This is a genomic window from Rhodococcus quanlei (assembly GCF_055231015.1).
In genome coordinates this window covers 20,822-42,383 of the sequence record NZ_JBUYWD010000014.1, presented here as the reverse complement: position 1 = coordinate 42,383, position 21,562 = coordinate 20,822, and the positions used below count along the sequence as shown (strand labels likewise).

Annotated in this window: 19 protein-coding genes and 1 riboswitch; of the genes, 14 read left to right on the top strand and 5 right to left on the bottom strand. The window is 65.2% G+C overall.

The genetic code is table 11. The features are described from left to right. Positions 1-14: 14 nt before the first annotated feature. The 3 genes from ACZI8Q_RS12445 to ACZI8Q_RS12435 form a co-directional block, all read right to left on the bottom strand. A complete protein-coding gene (locus ACZI8Q_RS12445; RefSeq protein WP_463373849.1) occupies positions 15-1,298 on the bottom strand; it encodes an LLM class flavin-dependent oxidoreductase in 1,284 nt (427 codons plus the stop codon). A gap of 1 nt (position 1,299) precedes the next feature. Next, positions 1,300-2,061 (bottom strand): 3-oxoacyl-ACP reductase, encoded by a 762-nt coding sequence (locus ACZI8Q_RS12440; protein WP_463373848.1) that lies wholly within the window; start codon positions 2,059-2,061, stop codon positions 1,300-1,302. Between the two features lie 65 nt (positions 2,062-2,126). Continuing rightward, positions 2,127-2,225: riboswitch (TPP riboswitch) on the bottom strand. A gap of 15 nt (positions 2,226-2,240) precedes the next feature. After that, on the bottom strand, positions 2,241-3,182 hold the full coding sequence (locus ACZI8Q_RS12435; protein WP_463373847.1) for an esterase/lipase family protein: 942 nt from the start codon (positions 3,180-3,182) through the stop codon (positions 2,241-2,243). A 119-nt stretch (positions 3,183-3,301) separates the two neighbouring features. On the opposite strand from ACZI8Q_RS12435, the gene ACZI8Q_RS12430 reads away from it, so the two are divergent. Both ACZI8Q_RS12430 and ACZI8Q_RS12425 read left to right on the top strand, forming a co-directional pair. Then, positions 3,302-3,736: a MarR family winged helix-turn-helix transcriptional regulator gene (locus ACZI8Q_RS12430; RefSeq protein WP_463373846.1), complete on the top strand. Its 435-nt coding sequence runs from the start codon at positions 3,302-3,304 to the stop codon at positions 3,734-3,736. Between the two features lie 74 nt (positions 3,737-3,810). Continuing rightward, on the top strand, positions 3,811-4,233 hold the full coding sequence (locus ACZI8Q_RS12425) for an organic hydroperoxide resistance protein (protein WP_463373845.1): 423 nt from the start codon (positions 3,811-3,813) through the stop codon (positions 4,231-4,233). Here the strand turns inward: ACZI8Q_RS12425 and ACZI8Q_RS12420 are convergent. Together ACZI8Q_RS12420 and ACZI8Q_RS12415 are read right to left on the bottom strand one after the other, a co-directional pair. Further along, a complete protein-coding gene (locus ACZI8Q_RS12420; RefSeq protein WP_463373844.1) occupies positions 4,220-5,104 on the bottom strand; it encodes an oxidoreductase in 885 nt (294 codons plus the stop codon). The genes ACZI8Q_RS12425 and ACZI8Q_RS12420 overlap by 14 nt on opposite strands. Before the next feature lie 42 nt (positions 5,105-5,146). After that, the gene (locus tag ACZI8Q_RS12415) at positions 5,147-6,130 is read right to left on the bottom strand and encodes an alpha/beta hydrolase (RefSeq protein WP_463373843.1); all 984 of its coding nucleotides are present in this window, start codon (positions 6,128-6,130) and stop codon (positions 5,147-5,149) included. A gap of 91 nt (positions 6,131-6,221) precedes the next feature. Here ACZI8Q_RS12415 and ACZI8Q_RS12410 point away from each other — a divergent pair, with 91 nt between their 5' ends. From ACZI8Q_RS12410 to ACZI8Q_RS12355, 12 genes are all read left to right on the top strand, one after another. Continuing rightward, a complete protein-coding gene (locus ACZI8Q_RS12410) occupies positions 6,222-7,175 on the top strand; it encodes a pseudouridine synthase (RefSeq protein ID WP_463373842.1) in 954 nt (317 codons plus the stop codon). A 70-nt stretch (positions 7,176-7,245) separates the two neighbouring features. After that, the gene (locus ACZI8Q_RS12405; protein WP_463373841.1) at positions 7,246-8,805 is read left to right on the top strand and encodes a CYTH and CHAD domain-containing protein; all 1,560 of its coding nucleotides are present in this window, start codon (positions 7,246-7,248) and stop codon (positions 8,803-8,805) included. 44 nt (positions 8,806-8,849) lie between these two features. Next, positions 8,850-9,740: a universal stress protein gene (locus tag ACZI8Q_RS12400; protein WP_463373840.1), complete on the top strand. Its 891-nt coding sequence runs from the start codon at positions 8,850-8,852 to the stop codon at positions 9,738-9,740. 152 nt (positions 9,741-9,892) lie between these two features. After that, a complete protein-coding gene (locus ACZI8Q_RS12395; protein ID WP_463373839.1) occupies positions 9,893-10,942 on the top strand; it encodes a 3-oxoacyl-ACP synthase III family protein in 1,050 nt (349 codons plus the stop codon). A 1-nt stretch (position 10,943) separates the two neighbouring features. After that, positions 10,944-11,858, top strand: coding sequence for a beta-ketoacyl-[acyl-carrier-protein] synthase family protein (locus ACZI8Q_RS12390; RefSeq protein WP_463373838.1), 915 nt, complete (start codon positions 10,944-10,946; stop codon positions 11,856-11,858). Then, positions 11,855-13,528, top strand: coding sequence for a fatty acid CoA ligase family protein (locus ACZI8Q_RS12385; protein WP_463373837.1), 1,674 nt, complete (start codon positions 11,855-11,857; stop codon positions 13,526-13,528). Before ACZI8Q_RS12390 ends, ACZI8Q_RS12385 begins: the two co-directional genes overlap by 4 nt. Next, positions 13,525-13,827 (top strand): hypothetical protein, encoded by a 303-nt coding sequence (locus ACZI8Q_RS12380; protein ID WP_463373836.1) that lies wholly within the window; start codon positions 13,525-13,527, stop codon positions 13,825-13,827. The genes ACZI8Q_RS12385 and ACZI8Q_RS12380 overlap by 4 nt, the downstream gene beginning before the upstream one ends. After that, complete coding sequence (locus tag ACZI8Q_RS12375) at positions 13,824-14,861, top strand: NAD-dependent epimerase/dehydratase family protein (protein WP_463373835.1); 1,038 nt, start codon at positions 13,824-13,826, stop codon at positions 14,859-14,861. The genes ACZI8Q_RS12380 and ACZI8Q_RS12375 overlap by 4 nt, the downstream gene beginning before the upstream one ends. 46 nt (positions 14,862-14,907) lie before the next feature. After that, entirely contained in the window at positions 14,908-17,952 is a 3,045-nt protein-coding gene (locus tag ACZI8Q_RS12370) for a non-ribosomal peptide synthetase (protein ID WP_463373834.1), read from the top strand. Beyond that, positions 17,949-18,647, top strand: a complete 699-nt coding sequence (locus tag ACZI8Q_RS12365; protein ID WP_463373833.1) for a formyltransferase family protein — start codon at positions 17,949-17,951, stop codon at positions 18,645-18,647. Before ACZI8Q_RS12370 ends, ACZI8Q_RS12365 begins: the two co-directional genes overlap by 4 nt. Next, positions 18,644-20,779 carry an MMPL family transporter gene (locus ACZI8Q_RS12360; protein WP_463373832.1) on the top strand — a complete coding sequence of 712 codons (2,136 nt, stop codon included), beginning with the start codon at positions 18,644-18,646 and terminating at the stop codon, positions 20,777-20,779. The genes ACZI8Q_RS12365 and ACZI8Q_RS12360 overlap by 4 nt, the downstream gene beginning before the upstream one ends. Continuing rightward, positions 20,779-21,555 (top strand): SDR family NAD(P)-dependent oxidoreductase, encoded by a 777-nt coding sequence (locus ACZI8Q_RS12355; RefSeq protein WP_463373831.1) that lies wholly within the window; start codon positions 20,779-20,781, stop codon positions 21,553-21,555. Before ACZI8Q_RS12360 ends, ACZI8Q_RS12355 begins: the two co-directional genes overlap by 1 nt. Positions 21,556-21,562: the final 7 nt, after the last annotated feature.

Here is a 21,562-nt window from a genome sequence, read left to right as displayed (position 1 = left end):
ACCACTCACAGGGGTCAGGAGGTCAGGTGGCCGCGCAGCGTCGCCGTTTCGTACTCGGTTCGGAACAGTCCGCGTCGCTGGAGCACCGGGATCACCTGGTCGACGAAGTCGTCGAGCCCATGTGAGTACAGCGGCGGCATGAGGTTGAAGCCGTCGGCCCCTTCCCCGCGGAACCACTCCTCGATCTCGTCGGCGATCGACTCCGGGGTGCCGATCATCGTGCAATGCCCACCCCCGGCGGCGAGGGTGCCTAGTAGTTCCCGCACGGTCGGCGAGTCCTTCTCGATGATCCGCAAGATCGTGTCGTAACGCCCGTGCGGTCCGGTGAACTCGGCCAGCGGCGGCAATTCGGGCACCGGCGCGTCGAGCTCCCACTCCGCGCAATCCTGTTGCACGAACATCGACAGCTGCCGCAGCGACTGCTCCACCGGGAGCAACGCATCGAGTTCGGCCTTCTTGGCCCGCGCCTGAGCCATCGTGGACCCGACATAGGTGACGAGCCCCGGCATGATCGTCACCGCCTCGGGGTCACGTCCGGCCGCGCGAACCCGGGCCTTCACGTCGGAATAGTAGGCCTGCGCGGACGGCAGATCGTAGGCCACGGCATAGATGCCCTCCGCGCATTGCGCCGCGAGAGCCCGGCCCTGCTCCGACGCCCCCGCCTGGAACAACACGGGACGCCCCTGCGGAGACCTCGGCACGTTCAACGGACCGTCGACGAGGAAGTTCTTGCCTCGATGTTCGATGCGGTGCACCTTGTCCGGGTCGGCGAAGAGCCCGCCCCGGTCGAGGATGATCGCATCTTCGTCCCAGGAATCCCAGAGCGCCAAGGCAACGTCGACGAACTCCGCCGCTCGTTCGTATCGTTCGTCATGCGCAGGCATGGCCTCGAGTCCGTGATTGCGCGCCTCGGCATCGAACATCGACGTGACCACGTTCCACCCCATGCGGCCGCCACTGATGTGGTCGAGGGATGCCAGCATGCGCGCCGCATGAAATGGGGTGTAGAAGGTGCTCGAGACCGTGGTGACCAGCCCGATCTTCTCGGTCGCGCGCGCCATCGCCGACAACGCGGTGATCGGTTCGAGAAACCACATCCCACCGCCCGCGGGATCACGAACCGAATGCCCGTCCGCGAAGAACACCGCATCGAGGCAGCCGCGTTCCGCCGTGCGGGCGAGGTCTTCGTAGTAGGTGATGTCCACCAGGCGTTCCACCTGTGAGTCGGGATGCCGCCACGCCGCCCCGTGATGCCCGCACCCGAAAAGAAAAGCGTTGAAATGCAAACTCTTCGACATGTCAGTCCTTGACCAGTCCGCCGTCGACGACGAGGTTCTGCCCCGTCACCGATCGAGCCCACGGCGAGGCGAAGAACAGCACAGCATCCGCGAACTCCTCGGGTGTGGTCACTCGCTGTAACGGAGTGCTCGAGGCGATGAGGTCGAAGACCTCGTCGGGTGTTGCGGCGCTGGCGTCGGTGGTGCGCAGCAACCCGCCCGACACCATGTTCACGGTGATGTTGTCCGGTCCGAGGTCGGCTGCGAGGGTGCGGGTGAGTGACAGTGCGGCCGCCTTGGCTGCGGTGTAGTCGTGGTACGGCACCACCGGGTTCTGAAAAAGGTTCGTGCCCACATTGACGATGCGCCCGAACCCGGCGGCGCGCATCCCGGGGAGTGCTGCCTGCGTGGTGTGCAACGCCGCTTTGACGCTGCCGCGTAGCTGCGAGTCGAACGCCTCCCAGGAGATCGTGTCCGCCTTCTCACGTGCGTCGCCGTTGAACGAGAAGTCCGCGAGCGCGTTGTTGATCACGGTGGTGGCCGGGGCTCCGAAGTGCCGTTCGGCGGCGGCAAACAATTCAGCCACCTGCCCAGCGTCGGTGACATCGGCTTGGATCGTGGTCGCGGTGTCACCCAGCTCGGCGACCAGCACCTCGGCTGCTTCGCGACTGTTTCGGTAGTTGACCACCACTCTCGCACCCTCACGCGCGAATGCGCGGGCAATGGCCGCGCCGAGCCCTCGGCCGGCGCCGGTCACGACGACGATCTGCTTGTCGATTTGCATCTCTCACCTTCTGTTCGGCCAGCGAGCCGGGTTCGACGTCGAGACCTCAGAAGTGGAATGCATACGACACACCACCGCGACATCCCTTCGCTGGTATCAGCCAGATCAGGTTCGACGGGTGTGCTCTCAGCCGCCCGCATCGGACGGCACCCCGTGTCACTACCGACAAGTGTATGCGCTCAGAAGGGCGCGCCACTGAAGGGAGCCGCGCGATCACACGGGACCGGCCGCGGATGTTCGGGATCGAGCGCGTTGAGTACAAAGAATGCCGCCCGCCGCGACCCGGCGATACCCGCGTGCTCGCTGTAGTCGACCTCGCACCCGTCTTGGACGAGAATGTTGTGCACGTTCTCACCGCCCGGTTGCAGACCGGACCAGTACGGCACGATCAGTTCGTCGTACTTGGTGGCGATGTTCGTGTACTCGATTTCGGGAAAGTAGTAGCCGTCTTCGCGGATCGCGCGCATGAATGACGATCCGGGATCGAGCTGAGCACATGCATGGCAGATCGGGAGGTCCTCGGGCTCGACTCCGAGCCCCCGGACCGTTCGGCCGATGACGTCCGCGCCGGCCACAGTAGTACCGTTCCATGCCGGTGCAAGCGAAACATGCTTGTCGATCTTGTCCCTGCCGCCCAGGTATTTCGCGTAATAGGCAGGAACGATGGTGCCCTGGGAGTGTCCGACGATGTCCACCTTGGATGCGCCGGTCGCGGCGAGAACACCGTCGACGAACTCGGCGAGGTCGCGAGCGCTGTCCTCCATGAGGCCCATACCCCCGACGGCTGTCATCGGCCACGGCAAACCAGCCGGCTCCCCATAAGTGAGCGCGAAGACGCAGTATCCCTCGTTCTTCAGCAGCGGAACGTAGGTGCCCCAGTTGGTCTGCTGCGATCCGCCCGTGCCGTGCACAAGCACCACCGGATTCGGATGGGCTGGCGACGGGACGCAATTGTAGTCGTTGGATCCCGGGAGAGAGCCGCCGTGATCGACCAGTTCCGGGGCAATGCCGGAGAAGAAGTTGTAGGTCACCGGCAGTTCGGTGGCGGAGGCAGTGCCGGTCCCGGCCAAAAGCAACGCTACTGCCGAGCCGAGTGCCGCGATCAGTCTCGTCTTGTGCATCAGGTGAAATTAGCAACTGCTTCCAGGGCAGGTGTGCGGTTTTCGAGATTCGAGACGAGCCCGCAACACGAGGACATTTCCAGTTGCACACAATTGAATTGCACGCTACCTTGTTGATTGTGAGCGGCAACCTCGAACTCGACCGGCAAGTGTGCTTCGCCCTCTATTCGGCGTCGCGGGCCACCACCGCCGCTTACCGCACGATGCTCGATCGCCTGGGTCTCACGTACCCGCAGTATCTGGTTCTGCTCGTACTCTGGGAGCGGGACGGCATCGGCGTCAGGGACATCGGCGAACGTTTGGAACTCGACAGCGGAACACTGTCTCCACTCCTCAAACGGCTCGAATCCCTGAACCTGATCGAACGCAGGCGACGCACCGCTGATGAACGGCGAGTCGACATCCACCTCACCGACACCGGTTCCGCCCTCCGCGCAGACGCAACCGACATTCCGGCCGCGATCGCCGAAGCCACCGGCCTGTCGAGCACCGAACTGTCCGCTCTGCGCGACGTTCTCAGCCGTGTCACCAGGTCGTTGCGGGACGCCCAATGAGCAGCCCACGGCCATCCCAGATCCACGCGAACCCAACTCCACGCGAACCCAACTCCACGAAAGGGAGAACCGACATGAAGGTCGTCTACACAGCTGAAGCCCTCGCAACAGGAGAAGGACGCAACGGGCACACCCGAACGACCGACGGACGAGTCGACCTCGATCTCGCCATCCCCACCGAGATGGGCGGCAGCGGAAACGGCGCCAACCCCGAACAGCTGTTCGCCGCCGGGTACGCCGCGTGCTTCCATTCGGCGCTGCAACTGGTGGGGCGCCAGGACAAGGCGAACGTCGGCGACTCGTCTGTCGGTGCCCGTGTCGGGATCGGCCAGACCGACGGCGGTGGATTCGGACTGACCGTCACCCTCGAGGTGTCCCTGCCGCACCTACCGCACGACGAAGCGCTCGCCTTGACGAAGAAGGCTCACCAGTTGTGCCCGTACTCCAACGCAACGCGCGGCAACATCGACGTCGCCCTCGAAGTCACCGACGACTGAATTCGTATGTGACGCCGGTGAGTTCCTCCGACGCGTCCCACAAGGATGCGGCAACCGCTTCGTCTCGCGACTTGCCGTTGGAGCCCACCCGTTTGGGATGTCCGCGCTGCTCGAACAGGCCGTCCGGACCGTAGTAGGCACCGCCCACGACGTCGGGAGCGGTGGCGGCGTACAGCATCGGCAGGGTCCCCATTTCTGCCGACTGGGCGATCACCCGGTTCGCGAACCCCATCACGGCATCCATGACCGATTCGGTGTGCCCCTGTAGATTGGTGGACGCGTAACCGGGATGCGCCGCCACCGCCTTGACCGGTGAACCCGCCTCGGACAGGCGTCGCTGCAATTCGTAGGTGAACATCAGATTGGCCAGCTTGGACTGCCCATAAGCCGGCCACCGTCCGTACTTGCGGTGCTCGTAGTTCAGGTCGTTCAAGTCGATCGCGCCGAGTTGGTGCAGCGCACTCGACATCGTGGCCACCCGGTCTGTGATCTTGTCGATCAGCAATCCGGTGAGCGCGAAGTGACCGAGGTGGTTGGTGCCGAATTGCATCTCGAATCCATCGGCAGTGCGCCGCATCGGGACTGCCATGACCCCGGCGTTGTTGACCAGCACGTCCACAGAATCCACTCCGTCTGCGAACTCACGCACCGAAGCCAGGTCGGCGAGGTCTAGTTTGCGCACCTGCGCGTTCGATCCGATGGCCGACGCGACCGCGCGGCCCTTGTCCACGTTGCGGCATGCGAGGACGATGTTGGCTCCGGCCGCACCCAGTGCGCGAGCGGCGACTTCTCCGAGGCCGCTGTTGGCACCCGTCACCACGAACGTTCGACCGTGCTGGTCTCCGATGTCCTGCGCTGTCCATTTCGTCATCACTCGAGCTTACGGACATCAGGCACTCGGGTGGGTCCGGAATCAGGCGCCGATCGATGCCTTCATCATCGGAAGCATCGCCCACAGTTGGTCCTGCCAGTAACCCCAACTGTGTGTACCGACGGGCGGGAACTCGAAGTGCGCCGGAATACCGAGGGTTGCCAATCGCACCTGGAACGCACGGTTCTGGGCGAGCGCGATCGCTTCCAAACCCATGCCGGTACCGGTGTTGAAGACGTCGATGGCAGACCTCGGTTGGTCGTGGGGACCGGGAAGACCGCTACCCGCAGAGATCCACATGGGCAAACCACGCAGCTTCGGTGCCACGACGAACGGATCGTGACGCAACCACGCCGGATCCCACGGCGGTCCCCACATGCTATCGGAGTTGTAACCGCCCGCATCGAGCATCGCGAGGCGAATCGCTTCACGCATACCGGGTGCCGACAGATTCAGGTAACCGGACATCGAACCGGCGAACGCAAACTGGTCACGGTGATACGCGGACAGAATCAGCGCGGCGTTTCCGCCCATGGACAGTCCCACCACGGCATTCTGGGTGCGGCTGATTCCGTATGTGTCGGCAAGGAAGTCGGGAAGATTCTCGGTGAGGAATGATTCCCACTTGTAGGTGTACGGCTGGTTGTTGAAATTGCTGGGCGCGTACCAATCCGCATAGAAACTCGATTCCCCGCCGACCGGCTCCACGACAGTGATCCCGTGATCGGACAACCAGGCCGCGTTGGTCTCGTGCTCCCACCCACTCACGTCGTCGGTGGCGCGGAGTCCATCGAGCAGGTAGACGGCTTTGTTGCTGCCGTTGTTCGCCAGCCAGATACGCACTTTGATATGTCCGACCCCGCCGGGAGCCGGTACCCAATGTTCACGGAGCCGGTCGTACGGGTGGGCGACGGCAGTGCCGCCGCCCACCACTACGAACGCGAGTGGCAGTACCACGACTGCAATCAGCACGTGTGCAACCACCCGCAGCCGGCGACGTGCCGACGTCCCGAGGATCCTGTCCATTTCAGCCTCCGGTTCCGCCCCGACGAACTGCGTTACCTTTCGCACGGTATTACCTGGAAGCGGGGGACTCGAGCGAGTCGACAGAATCGTTATGCGCGTTCCGCCGCTGTGCCTGGTCGACCGCCAGCTGAATTATCGTGGACGGGTGGTATCGGCACCGCTTCCCCTCCGCGACGGACTGGATCCGACGCGCTTGCGTTTACCCAATTCGACCGAGTGGTCGACCGTGTTGTCCTACCTCGTCGCACGATTCCCGCGCGACGCGGCGAGCATCCGTTCGAAGGTCGCGGCCCGCGAAATCGTCCGCCAGGACGGTTCGGCGATCACCGAGGACACACCGTTCGTGCGGCACACCTTCGTGTATCTGTACCGAGACCTCCCCACCGAAAAGCGCGTCCCCTTCGAACTGGCCGTGCTGCACCGAGACGACGATCTGCTGGTGGTCGACAAGCCGCACTTTCTCGCGACGACGCCGCGCGGCGCACACATCGTCGAATCTGCTCTGGTCCGGCTTCGTCGTGAACTCGGCCTCGTGGACATCTCCCCTGCCCACCGCCTCGACCGCCTGACAGCAGGTGTCCTGCTGTTCACGCTGCGGCCTGGTGTTCGGCGCGATTACCAGACCATGTTCGCCGAACGGCAGGTGTGCAAGACGTACGAAGCGATTGCGCCCTACGACGCGGAACTGCGTTTTCCGATAACTCTGCACAGCCGCATCCTGAAGGACCGGGGACGGCTTCAGGCCTACGAGACACCGGGCGAGCCCAACAGCGAAACCTATCTCGAACTGGTCGAGCGCAGGGGCGACCATGCGCTGTACCGGTTGACACCGACCACGGGTAAAACGCACCAATTGCGAGTGCACATGAGCTCCCTCGGACTCGGACTGGTGGGTGACAACTTCTACCCCGACTTCTACGACGTGCCGGGCGACGATTACTCGGAGCCGCTACGACTGCTCGCACGGTCGATCGAGTTCGACGACCCGATCACCGGCCGCCCGCGCACCTTCACCAGCCGTCGCACACTCGACTGGCCCCAGTGAACGGGCACTACGCCACATTCCCCCCTTATTTCCCCTGTCGCATTCCGCCGATGGACGCAACAATGGCGGCATGAGTCCCGGCACGAAGCAACCCCGCGCGAAGCGCGAGACGGAACGCAAGTACGAGGCCTCGCCCGATCGTGCGCTGCCGAATCTGTCCGGACTCCCCGGTGTCGCAGGCGAACCCGTGATCGACACGTTCGAACTGTCGGCCCTGTATTACGACACGGACGACCATCGACTGCTCGATGCTGATATCACGCTGCGGCGTAGGGAAGGCGGCGACGACGCGGGATGGCATCTGAAACTGCCCGTCGGCAGCGACACCCGCACGGAGCTACAACTCGATGCGACCGTTCCCGGCGAGGCGGGGGTCCCGGCCGCTCTCGCCGAGTTGCTCACTGCCGTCACCGGCTCCCGCAGTCTCGGTCCTCTTGCACTGATCACGACCGATCGCGAACGGCACATCCTGCGCGACGCCGACGGTGCGGCAGTGATGGAAGTGGTCTCCGACGTGGTGGTCGCCGCGGTGACCGGCAGCACGGACCACGGTGATCACGTGTGGCGCGAGATCGAAGTCGAGCAGATTCGTCAGGACCGAGACCTGGCTCAGGCGATCGAGGACCGACTCCTGGAAGCAGGGATGCCGCGCTCGACGCAGCCGTCGAAACTGCGTCGTGCAGTCGGCGGACCGCCCCGACCGGTGCCGTCCGGTGGCGATACGGCATCCGATCCCAGGGCAGCCTTGGCCGTCTACCTTCAGGAGCACACCCGAGCGCTGCTGCTCGCCGACATCGAACAACGACGCCACACGCCCGAGGCCACCCACGACCTTCGAGTTGCCGCCAGGCGGCTGCGAAGTGCACTGCAGACATACGGCGGCGCGATCCCCGACGACGACCTCGTCGCGACAACGATCGAGGACCTGAGGTGGATCGGTCGGCGGCTGGGCGAAGCCCGTGATGTCGAAGTCCAGCAGGCACGATTCGCCGAGCATCTCGAGACCGTCGACGAAGTCCCTGACCGTGACGGTGTACGTGCGCTGGCGGAGGCATATTTCGGGGTACTCGCCGAGACGGCCGAACGGGTTGCCACAGACACGATGGCCTCGTCGCGGTATCTCGGTGTGTTCGACGATCTCGCCGCACTGGCCACCGCCTGCGCAGCTGCGTCGGCCACAACCGGACGAAAGGCAGCCCGCAAGAGGGCGTCTTCGACGCTCGAACATCTCGTCGACACCATCGACTCCCGCATTCGCGCGGCGAAGAAAGCCGACGATCCGCGCGCGCGTGCCGAACAGCTGCACCGTGCCCGCAAACGTGTCAAGCGTCTTCGCTACACGGTCGAAGTCATGCAACCGACACACCCGAAGCGGGTGCGCCGCGCAGTGAACGCATACAAGGACCTCCAAAAACTCCTCGGAGACCACCAGGATTCGGTGGTTGCTCGGGGTCACCTCCTGGCCATGCTGGACGAACGCGGGTTCGCGAGGCCGGGTAGGGGCACCGCTACCGGTTTCGTCCTGGGCATGCTCTACGCACGCGAGGTGTCCGCTGCCGAGACCGACTCGGCCGAGGTCCGCGAAATGTGGACGAAAGCACGGAAGGCCACGCGCGACATCACGAAATAGCGGAGAGTGGAAGCCGAAACCGCCACACGCGGAAGGAGCCGAACATGGCCATGCCCCCCGACCCCAACGTCATCGTCGTCGGTGTCGACGGGTCCGACGCCTCGTCGAATGCGGCGCGCTGGGCCGCGGCGATCGCACACCGGACGAGTGCCACCCTGATGCTCGCACACGCGCTCCCCCAGAGCGGTGCCCTGTACAGCCCGGCAGCGGTCCTCATCCAATCGCAATTCCTCAGCCAACTTCGAGAGGACGGCGAGGCCATCGTCGATCGGGCCACCGAAATGCTCCGGTCCGAATTCCCGGATCTGGTCATCGACTCCAGCATCGGTCCGGAGTCCGCCGGCGCACATCTGGTGGACGAGGGAGACGACGCACGCATGGTGGTCCTCGGTGCGACGGGAGCAGGGGCGGTCCGGTCGTTGTTCGTCGGGTCGACGGCACTGCACGTGGCGAACCACGCAACGTGTCCCGTCACCGTGTGGCGCGGATCTGCGGGCTCGGCGATTCCCGACGACCGACCCGTTGTCGTGGGAGTGGACGGCAGCTCGCTCAGTGACAACGCCGTCACCTTCGCCTACGAGTTCGCGGGTCTGGTCGGCGCTCCGCTCGTCGCCGTCCATTCCTGGCGCGGGTCGTCCGCTTTGGGTGCCGGCGGAACCGGTGTCCTGGTGGACTGGAAAGCCGTCGAGGAGGAAGAGTCGGCACTGCTGTCCGAGGGGGTCGCCGGCATGTCCGAGCGCTACCCCGATGTTTCGGTCACGCACGTGACCGAGCAGGGTAGCGCCGCCCAGATACTGGTCGAGCACGCACGGAAGGCACAGTTGATCGTCGTGGGCAGCCACGGTCGTGGGCCGATCGTCGGCGCGTTGATGGGGTCGACGAGTCAGAATCTCCTGCACCACGCCCGGTGTCCGGTCACCATCTGCCGACGGTGATCTCCGCGCCCGCAACAACGAGGCAACCCAATCTTACTTGTGAGTAATATCTCATATTCGCTGCACAGAGGCCTGCGGTCTGTACTTCACGCGCAAACTCGTAGAGGGTGATGCCGCCCGGATACTCCCTCTCACGAGCTCAAGGAGCGGCATTGCCTCGATCCAGATTCGAATCCCTCGGTGCGTACCTTCCTTCGAGAGTGGTCACCACCGAAGAACTGATCGCCCGCCTCGCGGAGCCACCGACGTTCGATCTGGAGGCCATCACCGGCGTCACCGAACGTCGAGTCCACGACAAGAGCGCCGACAACTACGAAGACTCGTTCCTCCTCGCGATGAATGCGGTCCAGGACTGCCTGTCCCGATCCCGTTACGCCGCCGAGGATCTCGATGTCGTCATCTCCACATCGATCACCCGCTTCAAGGGTGGGATGACGGCCTACTTCGAGCCGTCGTTTGCCTCGATGCTCGCCAAGACGATCGGCGCACGGCAGGCGATCCACTTCGACCTCTCGAATGCCTGCGCCGGAATGCTCACCGGCACATACCTGCTCGACCGCATGATCCGATCCGGTGCCGTACGAAACGGACTGGTGGTGAGCGGCGAAGCCATCACGCCGATCGCGGACACCGCAGTGACGGAAATTTCCGAAAAGTACGACCTCCAGTTCGCCTCGCTGTCGGTCGGCGACTCCGGCGCAGCCGTGATCCTCGACCGCTCCGAGGACGACAACGACCGCATCGATTACGTCGACCTTCTCACCGCATCCGAGTATGCAGACGCCTGCCTCGGTATGCCCAGCGACAAGTCGGCAGGAATCGCGCTGTACACGGACAACCGCCGGATGCACAACGAGAACCGCTTCAAACTGTGGACCAACAATCAGCGTGCTTTCCTCGATGCCGAGGGACGCTCGTTCGCGGACGAAGAGTTCGATTACATCATTCATCACCAGTTCGGTGCGTCCGCGGTCACGTACATGAACGCACTGGCAGAACGTGAGTTCGGAACACCGATGCCCGAAGCTCTGAACGTGGTGGAAAAGTACGGAAACACCTCGAGTACCTCACACTTCATCGTTCTGCACGATCAACTGCAGCAGAAGAAGATTCCGTCCGGGTCCAAGATTCTCATGGTCCCTGCCGCTTCCGGCATCGTTACCGGTTACCTGTCCGCCACCATCTCGTCCCTGGAGGCCTGACATGGGCGTCGTCATCACATCCACAGGCATCAGCAATGCCACCGACACGGCGAGCGTCGTCACCCACACCGCGCGAGCAGCCCGGTCGGCCATGGACTCGGCAGACGTCACGCCCGCGCAGATCGGTGTACTGATCAACACGTGCGTCTACCGCGATTCCAACACGATGGAGCCCGCTGTGGCGGCGCTCGTCCAGAAGGAAGCGGGAATCGGTCTCGAGTACGAGGACGGCGATCCCCTGTCGTTCTCGTTCGACCTCATGAACGGCGCCTGCGGCGTGCTCGACGCGGTACAGGTCGCGTCATCGCTCTTCCTGACGGCGAGCGCAAAACACGTCCTCGTCACCTCGGGTGACACGCATCCGTCCATGACCGGCGCCGACGCACCGGAAGACTTCCCGTACGGAACAACCGGTGCAGCCCTACTCCTCGAATACACCGAGGGGCAGGACGGATTCGGCCGGATACACACCGAACTCGGCGAGGGCACCGCCGCAGTGACGGGTTGCGTCGACGCCGACACCATCGGGTCCAACGGACGCAATCTCGTCACCGTCGAACGGGACGACGACTTCGCGCAGCGCCTACTCGACGTCGCGTTGTCCGCTGCCCGTTCCGCCCTGGCCGACGACGAAGTGGACCTCTCGTCCACCGTTCTCGTCGCGTCGACCCCGGAACCGGACTTCCCGACCAAGCTCGCCGCCGAACTCGGGGTCCGCGCCACCGAGCCGGCACTCCTCGGAGAGTTCGATCGCGATCCGCACACGGCGACCCTCACCCTGACCTATCACCAGGCGGCCCGCCGCGGTGCGTTCGGCGCGTACCGGAACATCCTCTTCGTGACGGCAGGTGCCGGACCGAGCGCTGCGGCGGCCTTGTACCGAATCCCGCCCGGCGAGCGCGGGTCCGACGCGTGAGCGCGTATACCTACTGCGGTTCGATCGACCGCTTCCGCAGTTTCGCTGCGCAGAACCCGGATCGACCCGCGGTCACATTCGCGGAAGGAACTCGGCCCGGAGGCTTGCCAACATACTCGGACGTCACGTTCCGTGAACTCGACGAATGGTCCGACGCTCTCGCTCAACAGTTCGCGGACGACGGCATGGGCTCGGGCACCCGGACCATCGTGCTCGTCACTCCGGGGCCGGAGCTGTACGCAATCTTGTTCGGCCTCTTCAAGCTGGGCGCTGTTCCGGTCGTGATCGATCCCGGTATGGGACTTCGCCCGATGCTACGTTGCCTGTCGGCTGTGGAACCGCAGGCTTTCGTCGGCATTCCGCAAGCTCATGCCGTGCGAGTGCTGTTCCGTCGCACGTTCCGTGGTGTGCGCACGAAGGTGACCGTCGGCCGAAAATGGTTCTGGGGCGGTCATTGCCTGGCGAAATGGAGCCGGGTGCCGGACGATCGCGCGATGCCGGACGTAGCGGCCCCCGACGACCGTCTGCTGATGATCGCGTTCACCACCGGATCCACAGGACCTGCCAAAGCTGTGGAGCTCTCGCACGGAAACCTGGCCGCGATGATCGACCAGATGGAGACGCTGAGCGCCCGATTGACCCCGGAGGCGTCGCTCGTCACCCTCCCCATGTTCGGCGTACTGGACCTGTTTCTCGGATCACGTGTGGTCCTTCCGCCGCTGATTCCGAGCAAGGTCGGCTCGACCGACCCGGCACATGTCGTGGATGCGATCGACCGCTTCGGAGTGCACACGATGTTCGGCTCACCTGCCGTGCTCGCGCCACTGCTCGATCATGCGCGTGAACGCTCGGTGACCATGTCCTCGGTCCAGGCCGTCTTCTCGGGGGGCGCACCGGTCCCCGATCACGTGGTCACCGGACTGCGGGAGGTGCTGTCGGATACGGCGGAAGTCCACGCCGGATACGGCGCGACCGAGGCCATTCCCATGTCGTCGATCGAATCACGTGAACTGCTCGGCGACGGGCCGAGCGGCAGTCTCGTCGAGCGCTCCCGGATCGGGCACGGCACCTGCATCGGCCGGCCCGCCCCGCTCGTCGAGGCCCGTGTCGTGGCGATCACCGACGACGCGCTTCCGACGTGGAACGACGCCGACCCACTCGACGAGGGCATCGGTGAGATCGTGGTGACCGGCCCGAACGTGAGCACCCGCTACTACTGGCCCGAGGAAGCGAACACCTCCGGCAAGATTCGGGACGGTGAGCGCACCTGGCACCGCACCGGCGATCTCGGCTGGATCGACGATCAGGGCCGAATCTGGTTCTGTGGCCGTAAGGGCCACCGTGTAGAAACCCTCGCGGGAACACTGTTCTCGGTGCAGGTGGAGCAGATCTTCAACGCTGTCGACGGTGTTGCGCGCACCGCGCTGGTGGGGGTCGGCGGTAAGGGCGCTCAGCGTCCCGTCCTCTGCGTGGAACCGCGCAGCGGAGCCGACGCACCCACGATCGCCGCCGCGTTGCGTGATCGTGGTCGCGAATTCGCGCTGACGGCAACCGTAGACACCTTCCTCTTTCACCCTTCGTTCCCTGTGGACATTCGCCACAACGCGAAGATCGGCCGCGAGAAGCTGGCAGTCTGGGCGGCGAAGAGGACAGGCAAGGTGGCGCCGTGAGTACCAGAACAGTACTGCTGCGCACGATTCCGCTGCTCGGGTGGTTGTACCTCGCGTACGGCGCCGCTCGCGCGGCCGGCGGCAACCCGATTCGCCACCGTGTGCTGCGTATCGGCTGGTGGATCGACGCGTTCCTCAGCATCGTCGTCCACACGGCACAGATTCCGTCCGCAATCCGTGCGGGCGACAAACTGGGGCATTCCCGGGCGCGCACAGCGTTGCTGACCTTCGTATTCGGCCTCACGTGGTGGAAGAGCCAACCCGAACAAGACACCCGATCTGCCGAGGAGATTCGATGAAGGCACTGGTCACCGGCGCGTCCGGATTCCTCGGCGGTCGTTTGGCGCGACGACTCGTCGACGACGGTCACGACGTGTCCGTCCTGGTTCGCCGGAGCAGCAATCTGCAGGATCTGGGAGATCTGTCCCGACTGCACCTCGTGTACGGCGACCTCACCGACAAGAACTCACTCGAAGCCGCCACGCACGGTATCGACGTGGTGTTCCACAGTGCCGCACGCGTGGACGAGCGCGGCGTACGGGCGCAGTTCGTCGCCGAGAACGTCGACGCCACCACACATCTGCTCCGGTCGGCTCGCAGCAATGGCGTGGGCCGATTCGTGTTCGTCTCCAGTCCGAGCGCCCTCATGGACTACGACGGCGGCGATCAGATCGACATCGACGAGTCGGTTCCGTACCCGCAGCGCTACCTCAACTTCTATTCCGAAACGAAGGCACTGGCCGAACAAGCGGTCCTCGCAGCCGACGAGCCCGGTTTCGTGACCTGCGCTCTGCGTCCCAGGGCGATCTGGGGTCCGGGAGACCGCTCGGGGCCGATCGTGCGCCTTCTCGGTCGCGCCCACGCCGGCGCACTCCCCGACCTGTCGAACGGCCGGCAAGTGCTGGCGTCGTTCTGCCACGTCGACAACATCGTCGACGCCGCGGTCAAGGCGGCGAAATCCGACGACGTCGGCGGTAAAGCGTATTTCATCGCCGACGACGAGGTCACCGACATCTGGCCGTTCATGGCCGACACCGCACGTGAGTTCGGCATCGCCCCACCCTCACGCAAGCCGAATCCTCACGTGGTCGCTGCCGCCGTCTCGATCATCGAAACGGTCTGGAAGATCCCCTACCTCGCCACGCGCTACTCCCCGCCCCTCTCGCGTTACGTTGTCGCACTGCTGACTCGTTCGTCCACGTTCGACACCGGCGCCGCGCGACGGGACTTCGGGTACGTGCCCGTGGTCGACCGCGACACCGGTCTCGCAGAATTCAAGACCTGGGTCGACGCACAGGGCGGCGTCGCCGAGTTGACCCGACACCTCCAGTAACCCTGCCGCGCCGCATCCCCGATCCCACCTTCATCCGAGGCACCCCATGACGACCACGTCCCGCTTCCACCGCCCGATTTCCCCGACCGAGCAGCTGTATCTTGCGGGGAGATCGCTGGCGCCTCCGTTCGCCATCCAACTGATCGTCGAAGGCAGCGGAAGCATCGGCGCAGAGGAGCTGGCCACCGCGGTCGAGCGGGCGTCGGCCGCCTGCCCGGGAGCACGCCTCGTCCGCTCGGGCACGAACTGGGTGGACAACGGACGACCGCCCCACGTCGAAGCGGTCGACGGGCTGGATCTCGATCGCGGCGATCCGGGCACGAATCGCATCTTCGAGCGGCCACTCGGAACGAATGATGCTGCCACCACCGAGGTGTTGCTGGTGCGGGGCGAGCGGCCCGCCGTCGTCTTCCGGGCATTCCACGGGGTCATGGACGCGACCGGGCTGAAGACGTGGGCCGCAGACGTCTTCCGAGTCCTGCGCGGCGAGCAGCCGGTGGGCGCAGCGGATGCGACAGCGGATCACACTCTCATCGACCGGATCGGCCGGCCGAGCGAGGCGACGCGCTTGCTACCCACCTTTGCGTCCCCGCTCGGGCGCGGCGCCCCCGAGCCGGGCGAACCGAAGTTCGTGTGGAGTCGGCGCACGGTGAATGCGGCGCCCAAGGCAACGGTGGCACGCATCGGCGAGGTGCTCGCCGACGCCGCCGCCGCACCCGTGCGATTGATGGTCCCGGTGGACCTGCGCCGCCACGACCCCGCGATCCGCTCCACCGCAAACCTCGCACTGCCGCTGTTCTTGACTGCGCGCCCCGGGCAGGACTGGTCGCAGATCAATGCGCAGATGCTGATGGGTCTCGTCGAGAAGCGCGAACTGGGCGAGATGGACAACGGCGGGCTCGGCAGGTTCCCCGCCCCCTTCGCCCGCGGCGTCCTCCGAACGTTGCACGCCCTGGGCGCGCGCGGGGGACGCAACCTGGTGTCGGCCATCGTCTCTCACGCCGGGACGATCGAACTCGCCGAGTTCACGACCCCGGGATTCACCGCCACCACCGTTCGCGCTCTACCCGTGCACACCGGGATGGTGCCGCTGTCGTTCGTAGCCATCGAGGTCGACGGTCGGACCGAAATCACGGTGTCGTGCCGTACCGGACGCGGCATCGCCGAACGGCTCGACACTCTCCTCGACCGTGTTGTCACCGCACTGGAAAGCCCCGGCACACCTGCCGGGGCCGAGTCCGCTGCTTCCCATTCACGAAGCGACACGGTCGTCAGTCTCTTCGCCGCCCAGGTGGCGGCACGGCCCGATGCACTCGCCGTCAGTACCCCGGACGAGAAGTTCACCTACGCCGAACTCGATTCGCGTGCAGCAGGTGTGGCCGAAGCTCTACATGCCCGCGGGATCGGCCGCGGTGCCATCGTCGCGGTCGTCGCGGGACGAACCGCAGCCGCAATCGCCGGACAACTGGGCGTGATCCGCGCCGGCGCTGCCTTCCTCCCCTTCGACCCGAAGCACCCTCGCGATCGAATCCGGGAGTCTCTGCAGGACTCCGGTGCGGCACTCGCGCTGGTCGAAAGTGCCTACGCGGACATCCCGAACATCCTGTCGCTCGACCTCGAGGACATCCCGGCAGGGAAGTCCGTTTCGGACACCGCGTCGGTGCAATCCTGCGAACCCGCCGACGCCGTGTTCGTCACCTACACCTCGGGTTCGACCGGGCGACCCAAGGGCGTCGTGGTCACCCACGCGGGTGTGGCGAACTATCTGGCCTCGGCGACCGAATGGTTCTCGCTCGGGCCGGAAACCCGCTTCGCGCACTATCACACGCCGGCCGCGGACATGGCCTGCGCAGCCTTCTTGAGTCCGCTTCTGAGCGGCGGTTCCATCGCTCTGATCCCGGACGACATCTCGCACGTATCGATCCGAGGCATGCTGTGCGAATCGGGTGCCAACACGTTCTTGCTGACGCCGAGCCTGCTGGAAGTGATCGTCCGCCTCGAGATCGACGTGCCGTCGCCGCGCACCGTCATCATCGGCGGCGAGCGCCTGGTCCCCGAACTCGCGGCGAAGGCCCGGACATTCTTCGGTCCGAGCACGCGACTGCTCAACAGCTACGGGCCCGCGGAGGTGAGCATCGTCTGCACGACCCACGTGATCGGCGACAGCGTAGACACCGACGCACCATCGGTCCCCATCGGTTTTCCCTCGGTGGACACTCCTGTTCGGATTCTCGACGAATCGGGGCGTCCGGTCGCGGACGGGCAGACCGGCGAACTCCACTTCGGTGGCCCTCAGGTCGCCCGCGGCTATGTGAAGCGGCCTGCGCTGACAGCGGAACGTTTCGTGACTCCCTCGGTCGGAGAGCGGCTCTACCGGACAGGCGATCTGGGCCGCCGCCTCCCGAACGGCGAACTCGAATTCATGGGTCGTGTCGATCAACAGGTCAAGATCCGCGGCAATCGCGTCGAACCCGGCGAGGTTCGGGCGGTGATCGAGGACCTCGACGGGGTCGCACATGCCGCGGTCACCGCAGTACGTAGCCCCGGCGGAGGCAACGTCCTCGCAGCGTATGTGGTCGCGCTCCGGCCTCTCGGCGACGATCCCGACGCGGCCGTGCGCGCACATCTGGCAGCACGTCTGCCCGCCTACATGATTCCCGCGACATTGTCGTTCGTCGACGAACTGCCACTGACATCGAACGGGAAGTTGGACACGAGGGCGCTGACCGGGTTCGCATCGACAGTTCCACCCGATGCGGCCGCCGTCTCGTCTACGCACGGAGCACCCACGACAGGGCCCGACACCTCCGCCACAGGGCAAGACGCCGACTCGTCGTTCGACTCGGTTGCCGATATCTGGGCGAAAGTGCTGTCCGTCGACCCGTCGCGTCTGACACCGGAATCCGATTTCTTCGGCCTCGGTGGCGATTCGCTGGCATCGGTGGAAATGCTCGCCCAGGTCTCCCGTGAGGTCGTCGGCCCGGCCGGCGAGCGCCAGTTCGTCGAACAACTGGAGGGATTGATCCACCAGATGACGCTCGGGCGAGTTCACGATGCGGCCGTCATCGCACGAACCGGTGTGCGCGCATGATCTTCATCGGGGGCGGTTCCCTGCTGTGGCGCGCGGTTCGTGTCGCGGTGACATCGCGGCACACAGTGGATCTGGTGTGCGTCGGCCCCGACGAATCGATCCCGCCGGGCCCTCATTCGTTCGAGGTGCTCGTATCCGATGACGTCAATGCCGAGCACGACCGCATTCGTGCCGCCTGCACCGACGGCGTGGTGTGGTCGATCAACAACTCCTCCATCCTGAAGCCGCCGTTGATCGGACCGCAATCTCGGGTCTACAACATCCACAACGGGCCGCTCCCGGCCTTTCGTGGCCGCCCCGAGGTGGCAATCGTCCATGCGCTTCTCGCCGGTGAAACCACCTACGCGGCATCCCTGCACGAGGTCGACCACGGCATCGACACCGGGGCAGTCGTGGACGTCGAATCGTTCGACGTCGGCCCCCAGGACCGCTTCCAGGACGTGATGATGTCCGGCCTGCGCGCCTGCCACACACTGTTCGAACGCAATCTCGACGCCGTGATCGAGGGGCGCCTGCAGCCACTGCCCGCAAGAGACGAGCCCTCCGGGTATTACGGCCGCAGCCTGCTCGAGACGTTGACCGACCACCGCGACAACCCGAACTACGAACGTGCCACGGCGCTCGGGGTGTTCAGCCCGGCCCATCCCGAGCTCGTTGCTGCGTTGGGGAACAACGCAGGATCGGCCGCTTCATGATCGCCTGGGCTTCGTTCGTGTTGCGGCACCGGTTGGCCATTCTGGTGACCGTGGTCGGTGCAACAATCCTGGCCGGTGCTTACGGGGCGACCGTCATGGATCGACTGAGCGCGGGAGGGTACTCGGATCCGGGCAGCGAAGCGGTGGCCACTGCAAAGCTGATCGAAGAACATTACGGGCGCCAAACGCCCGACATCGTCGCCCTCTACACCGCACCGGAAGGTCACAGCCTCGACGAGATCGGGCCAAGGGTGCACGAACGCCTTGCCGATATCGACCCGGCACTGCTGGCGAAACCCATTGTCAGTTATTGGAACTCCCCTGCCGCCCAGAACGACCTGAGTACGCAGGACGGCCGGCAGGCACTCGCTCTCGTCTACTTCGAGGGTGACGAGAATCAGCGCCTACGGTCGTTCGGTGACGTCGAGGACACGCTGACGGTTCCCGGTATCACCACAGACCTGAGCGGATTCAGCGCCCTCGCGGACGACATCAACTCGCAGTCCGAGAAAGACCTCGTCTTCGCCGAATCGCTGTCGCTACCCGTCACTTTGATCGTGCTGGTACTGGTGTTCGGCGGGGTGGTCGCGGCGTCACTGCCCGTCACGGTCGGTGTGCTTGCCGTACTCGGCTCCCTCGCCTCGCTACGGCTCGTCTCGGAATCGTTCGACGTGAACGTGTTCGCCGTCAACGTCGCGTCGCTACTGGCACTGGGACTTGCCATCGACTACGGACTGTTCGTCGTCAGTCGCTTCCGCGAGGAGATCAGCGCAGGTCGCTCCGCGGACGACGCCCTGGTGCGAACCATGGCGACGGCCGGCCGCACCATCGGTTTCTCCGCACTGTTGTTGGTATGCGCTTTCGCCGGCACCCTCGTGTTCCCCCAGCCCATGCTCAGATCTCTCGGATTCGGTGCGATGTCGGCGGTCGCGATGGCAGCACTCATGTCGCTGACCGTGCTGCCCGCAGCCCTCGCACTGCTCGGGACCCGGATCGGGAAGTGGTCGTGGCGCGCCGATGCGTTCGAGCGCGGTGAGGCACGTGCCCGCCGCTTCTGGGGCCGCACGACGGCGGCTGTTTTGCGTCGCCCGGGGATCGTCGCCGCCTCGATCGTCTCGATCCTTCTCCTGCTGGCAACGCCCATGGCGGGCATGACGCTCGGCGACGTCGACCACACCGACCTCCCGGCCGACAGCGCTGCCAGGGCCACCGCCGAGCGGTTGGCAAGCGAATTTCCTTCCGCGAACAGCGGTGTCCTCGTCGTCCTGAAAGACGAGGACGGCACGGCCCCGGACAACAACTCGGTGAACGCAGCCGTGCGCGAACTGAGGTCCGTCGACGATGTCACCCACGTGGCACCCCTCGGCGCCGCCACCGACGCATTCGTGGCCTTGCGGGTGTCGTTGTCCGCGCCCGACCGCTCACCCGAGGCGATGGACGCGGTCGACCGGATTCGCGAACTGGACGACCACGGTATGGACTGGCAACTCGGGGGCACTACCGCCATCACCTCCGACGGAGTCGACACCACCGTGCGGTTGATACCGCTGATGCTGGCGGTGATGGCCGCTGCGACGTTGGTCCTGATGTACGTGGCATTCGGGTCGGTCGTGCTGCCGATCAAGGCGGTGCTCATGGCCTTTCTCAGTCTCGGGGCCACGTTCGGCCTTCTCACGCTCGTCTTCGACGAGGGCTTCCTGGCGAGCACCTTCGGCATCACACCGGGACCACTGCCGGCCGGCATGGTCGTTCTCGTCGTCTCGGTGGTATTCGGGCTCTCCACCGACTACGAGGTGTTCCTGATCTCGCGCATGGTCGAAGCCCGGGCCGATGGCGCGACCACCGCGGAGGCCGTGATGACCGGCGCCACGCGAACCGGCCGGGTGGTGACCGCCGCCGCCACGCTGCTGATCCTCGTGACCGGAGCATTCACCCTGTCGGAACTGACGCCCATGCGATTCATCGGAATCGGGATGATCACAGCCCTGCTGATCGATGCGACACTCGTCCGGATGCTTCTGGTGCCCGCATTGGTGAAGCTGATGGGCTCCGCGAACTGGTGGCCGCGAATCCAGCAAAGAAACCAAGCAGTTGTTAAGTTGGAGCGGAGTCCGACACCGTTGGAGGTCTGATGCCGCCGCGCACTGCCGCGAACACTCCCCACGTCGCCCTGGTCACGGGCGGCACCGGCGGCATCGGTTCCGCAATCGCACGGCAGCTGGCACACCTGGGCTACGACGTCGCGATCACGTACCGAACCAACGCGGACGTCGCGTCCGACCTCGTCGGCGAGCTCCGGATGCTCGGGATCGGCGCCGCGTCGTTCTCCACCGACCTGGTGAACGAAGGACGTGTCCGCAATGTCGTGCGGCAGACGGTCGACCAGTTCGGGGCGTTGACCGCGCTCGTGCATGCCGCCGGACCCCACGTCCCGATGAAGCACCTCTCGAAGATCAGTCCCGCCGACTATGCAGAACACATCGACCAAGAAGCAGTGGCATTCTTCACCGTCGTCCAGGCATCGTTGTCCGCGTTGCGGGAGAGTTCGGGGTCCGTTGTCGCGGTCACCACCGCCGCCACCGAGAGGTACCCGGTCCGCGACGGACTGTCCCCGGGCACCAAGGGAGCCATCGATCAGCTCGTCCGCGGGTTCGCCGCCGAAGAGGGACGGTTCGGCGTGCGGTTCAATGCCGTGGGACCGGGCATGCTCACCGACGGGATGGCGCAGCGCCTCATTTCGTCGGCCGAACTCGACCAACGCGCTCTCGACGCCGCGATGAGCAACATTCCGTTGGGCCGGTTCGGCACCGCCGCCGACGTTGCCGAGGCGGTATGTTTCCTACTCGGAGACGGTGCGGCGTTCGTCACGGGGCAAAAGTTGAATGTCGATGGCGGCTACACGGTGTGATGTGAGA

Excerpts from the sequence above, each read along its gene's own strand:
- ACZI8Q_RS12445 (WP_463373849.1), bottom strand. The coding sequence starts at position 1,298 with ATGTCGAAGAGTTTGCATTTCAACGCTTTTCTTTTCGGGTGCGGGCAT.
- ACZI8Q_RS12440 (WP_463373848.1), bottom strand. The coding sequence starts at position 2,061 with ATGCAAATCGACAAGCAGATCGTCGTCGTGACCGGCGCCGGCCGAGGG.
- ACZI8Q_RS12435 (WP_463373847.1), bottom strand. The coding sequence starts at position 3,182 with ATGCACAAGACGAGACTGATCGCGGCACTCGGCTCGGCAGTAGCGTTG.
- ACZI8Q_RS12425 (WP_463373845.1), top strand. The coding sequence starts at position 3,811 with ATGAAGGTCGTCTACACAGCTGAAGCCCTCGCAACAGGAGAAGGACGC.
- ACZI8Q_RS12420 (WP_463373844.1), bottom strand. The coding sequence starts at position 5,104 with ATGACGAAATGGACAGCGCAGGACATCGGAGACCAGCACGGTCGAACG.
- ACZI8Q_RS12415 (WP_463373843.1), bottom strand. The coding sequence starts at position 6,130 with ATGGACAGGATCCTCGGGACGTCGGCACGTCGCCGGCTGCGGGTGGTT.
- ACZI8Q_RS12410 (WP_463373842.1), top strand. The coding sequence starts at position 6,222 with ATGCGCGTTCCGCCGCTGTGCCTGGTCGACCGCCAGCTGAATTATCGT.
- ACZI8Q_RS12405 (WP_463373841.1), top strand. The coding sequence starts at position 7,246 with ATGAGTCCCGGCACGAAGCAACCCCGCGCGAAGCGCGAGACGGAACGC.
- ACZI8Q_RS12400 (WP_463373840.1), top strand. The coding sequence starts at position 8,850 with ATGGCCATGCCCCCCGACCCCAACGTCATCGTCGTCGGTGTCGACGGG.
- ACZI8Q_RS12390 (WP_463373838.1), top strand. The coding sequence starts at position 10,944 with ATGGGCGTCGTCATCACATCCACAGGCATCAGCAATGCCACCGACACG.
- ACZI8Q_RS12375 (WP_463373835.1), top strand. The coding sequence starts at position 13,824 with ATGAAGGCACTGGTCACCGGCGCGTCCGGATTCCTCGGCGGTCGTTTG.
- ACZI8Q_RS12370 (WP_463373834.1), top strand. The coding sequence starts at position 14,908 with ATGACGACCACGTCCCGCTTCCACCGCCCGATTTCCCCGACCGAGCAG.
- ACZI8Q_RS12365 (WP_463373833.1), top strand. The coding sequence starts at position 17,949 with ATGATCTTCATCGGGGGCGGTTCCCTGCTGTGGCGCGCGGTTCGTGTC.
- ACZI8Q_RS12360 (WP_463373832.1), top strand. The coding sequence starts at position 18,644 with ATGATCGCCTGGGCTTCGTTCGTGTTGCGGCACCGGTTGGCCATTCTG.
- ACZI8Q_RS12355 (WP_463373831.1), top strand. The coding sequence starts at position 20,779 with ATGCCGCCGCGCACTGCCGCGAACACTCCCCACGTCGCCCTGGTCACG.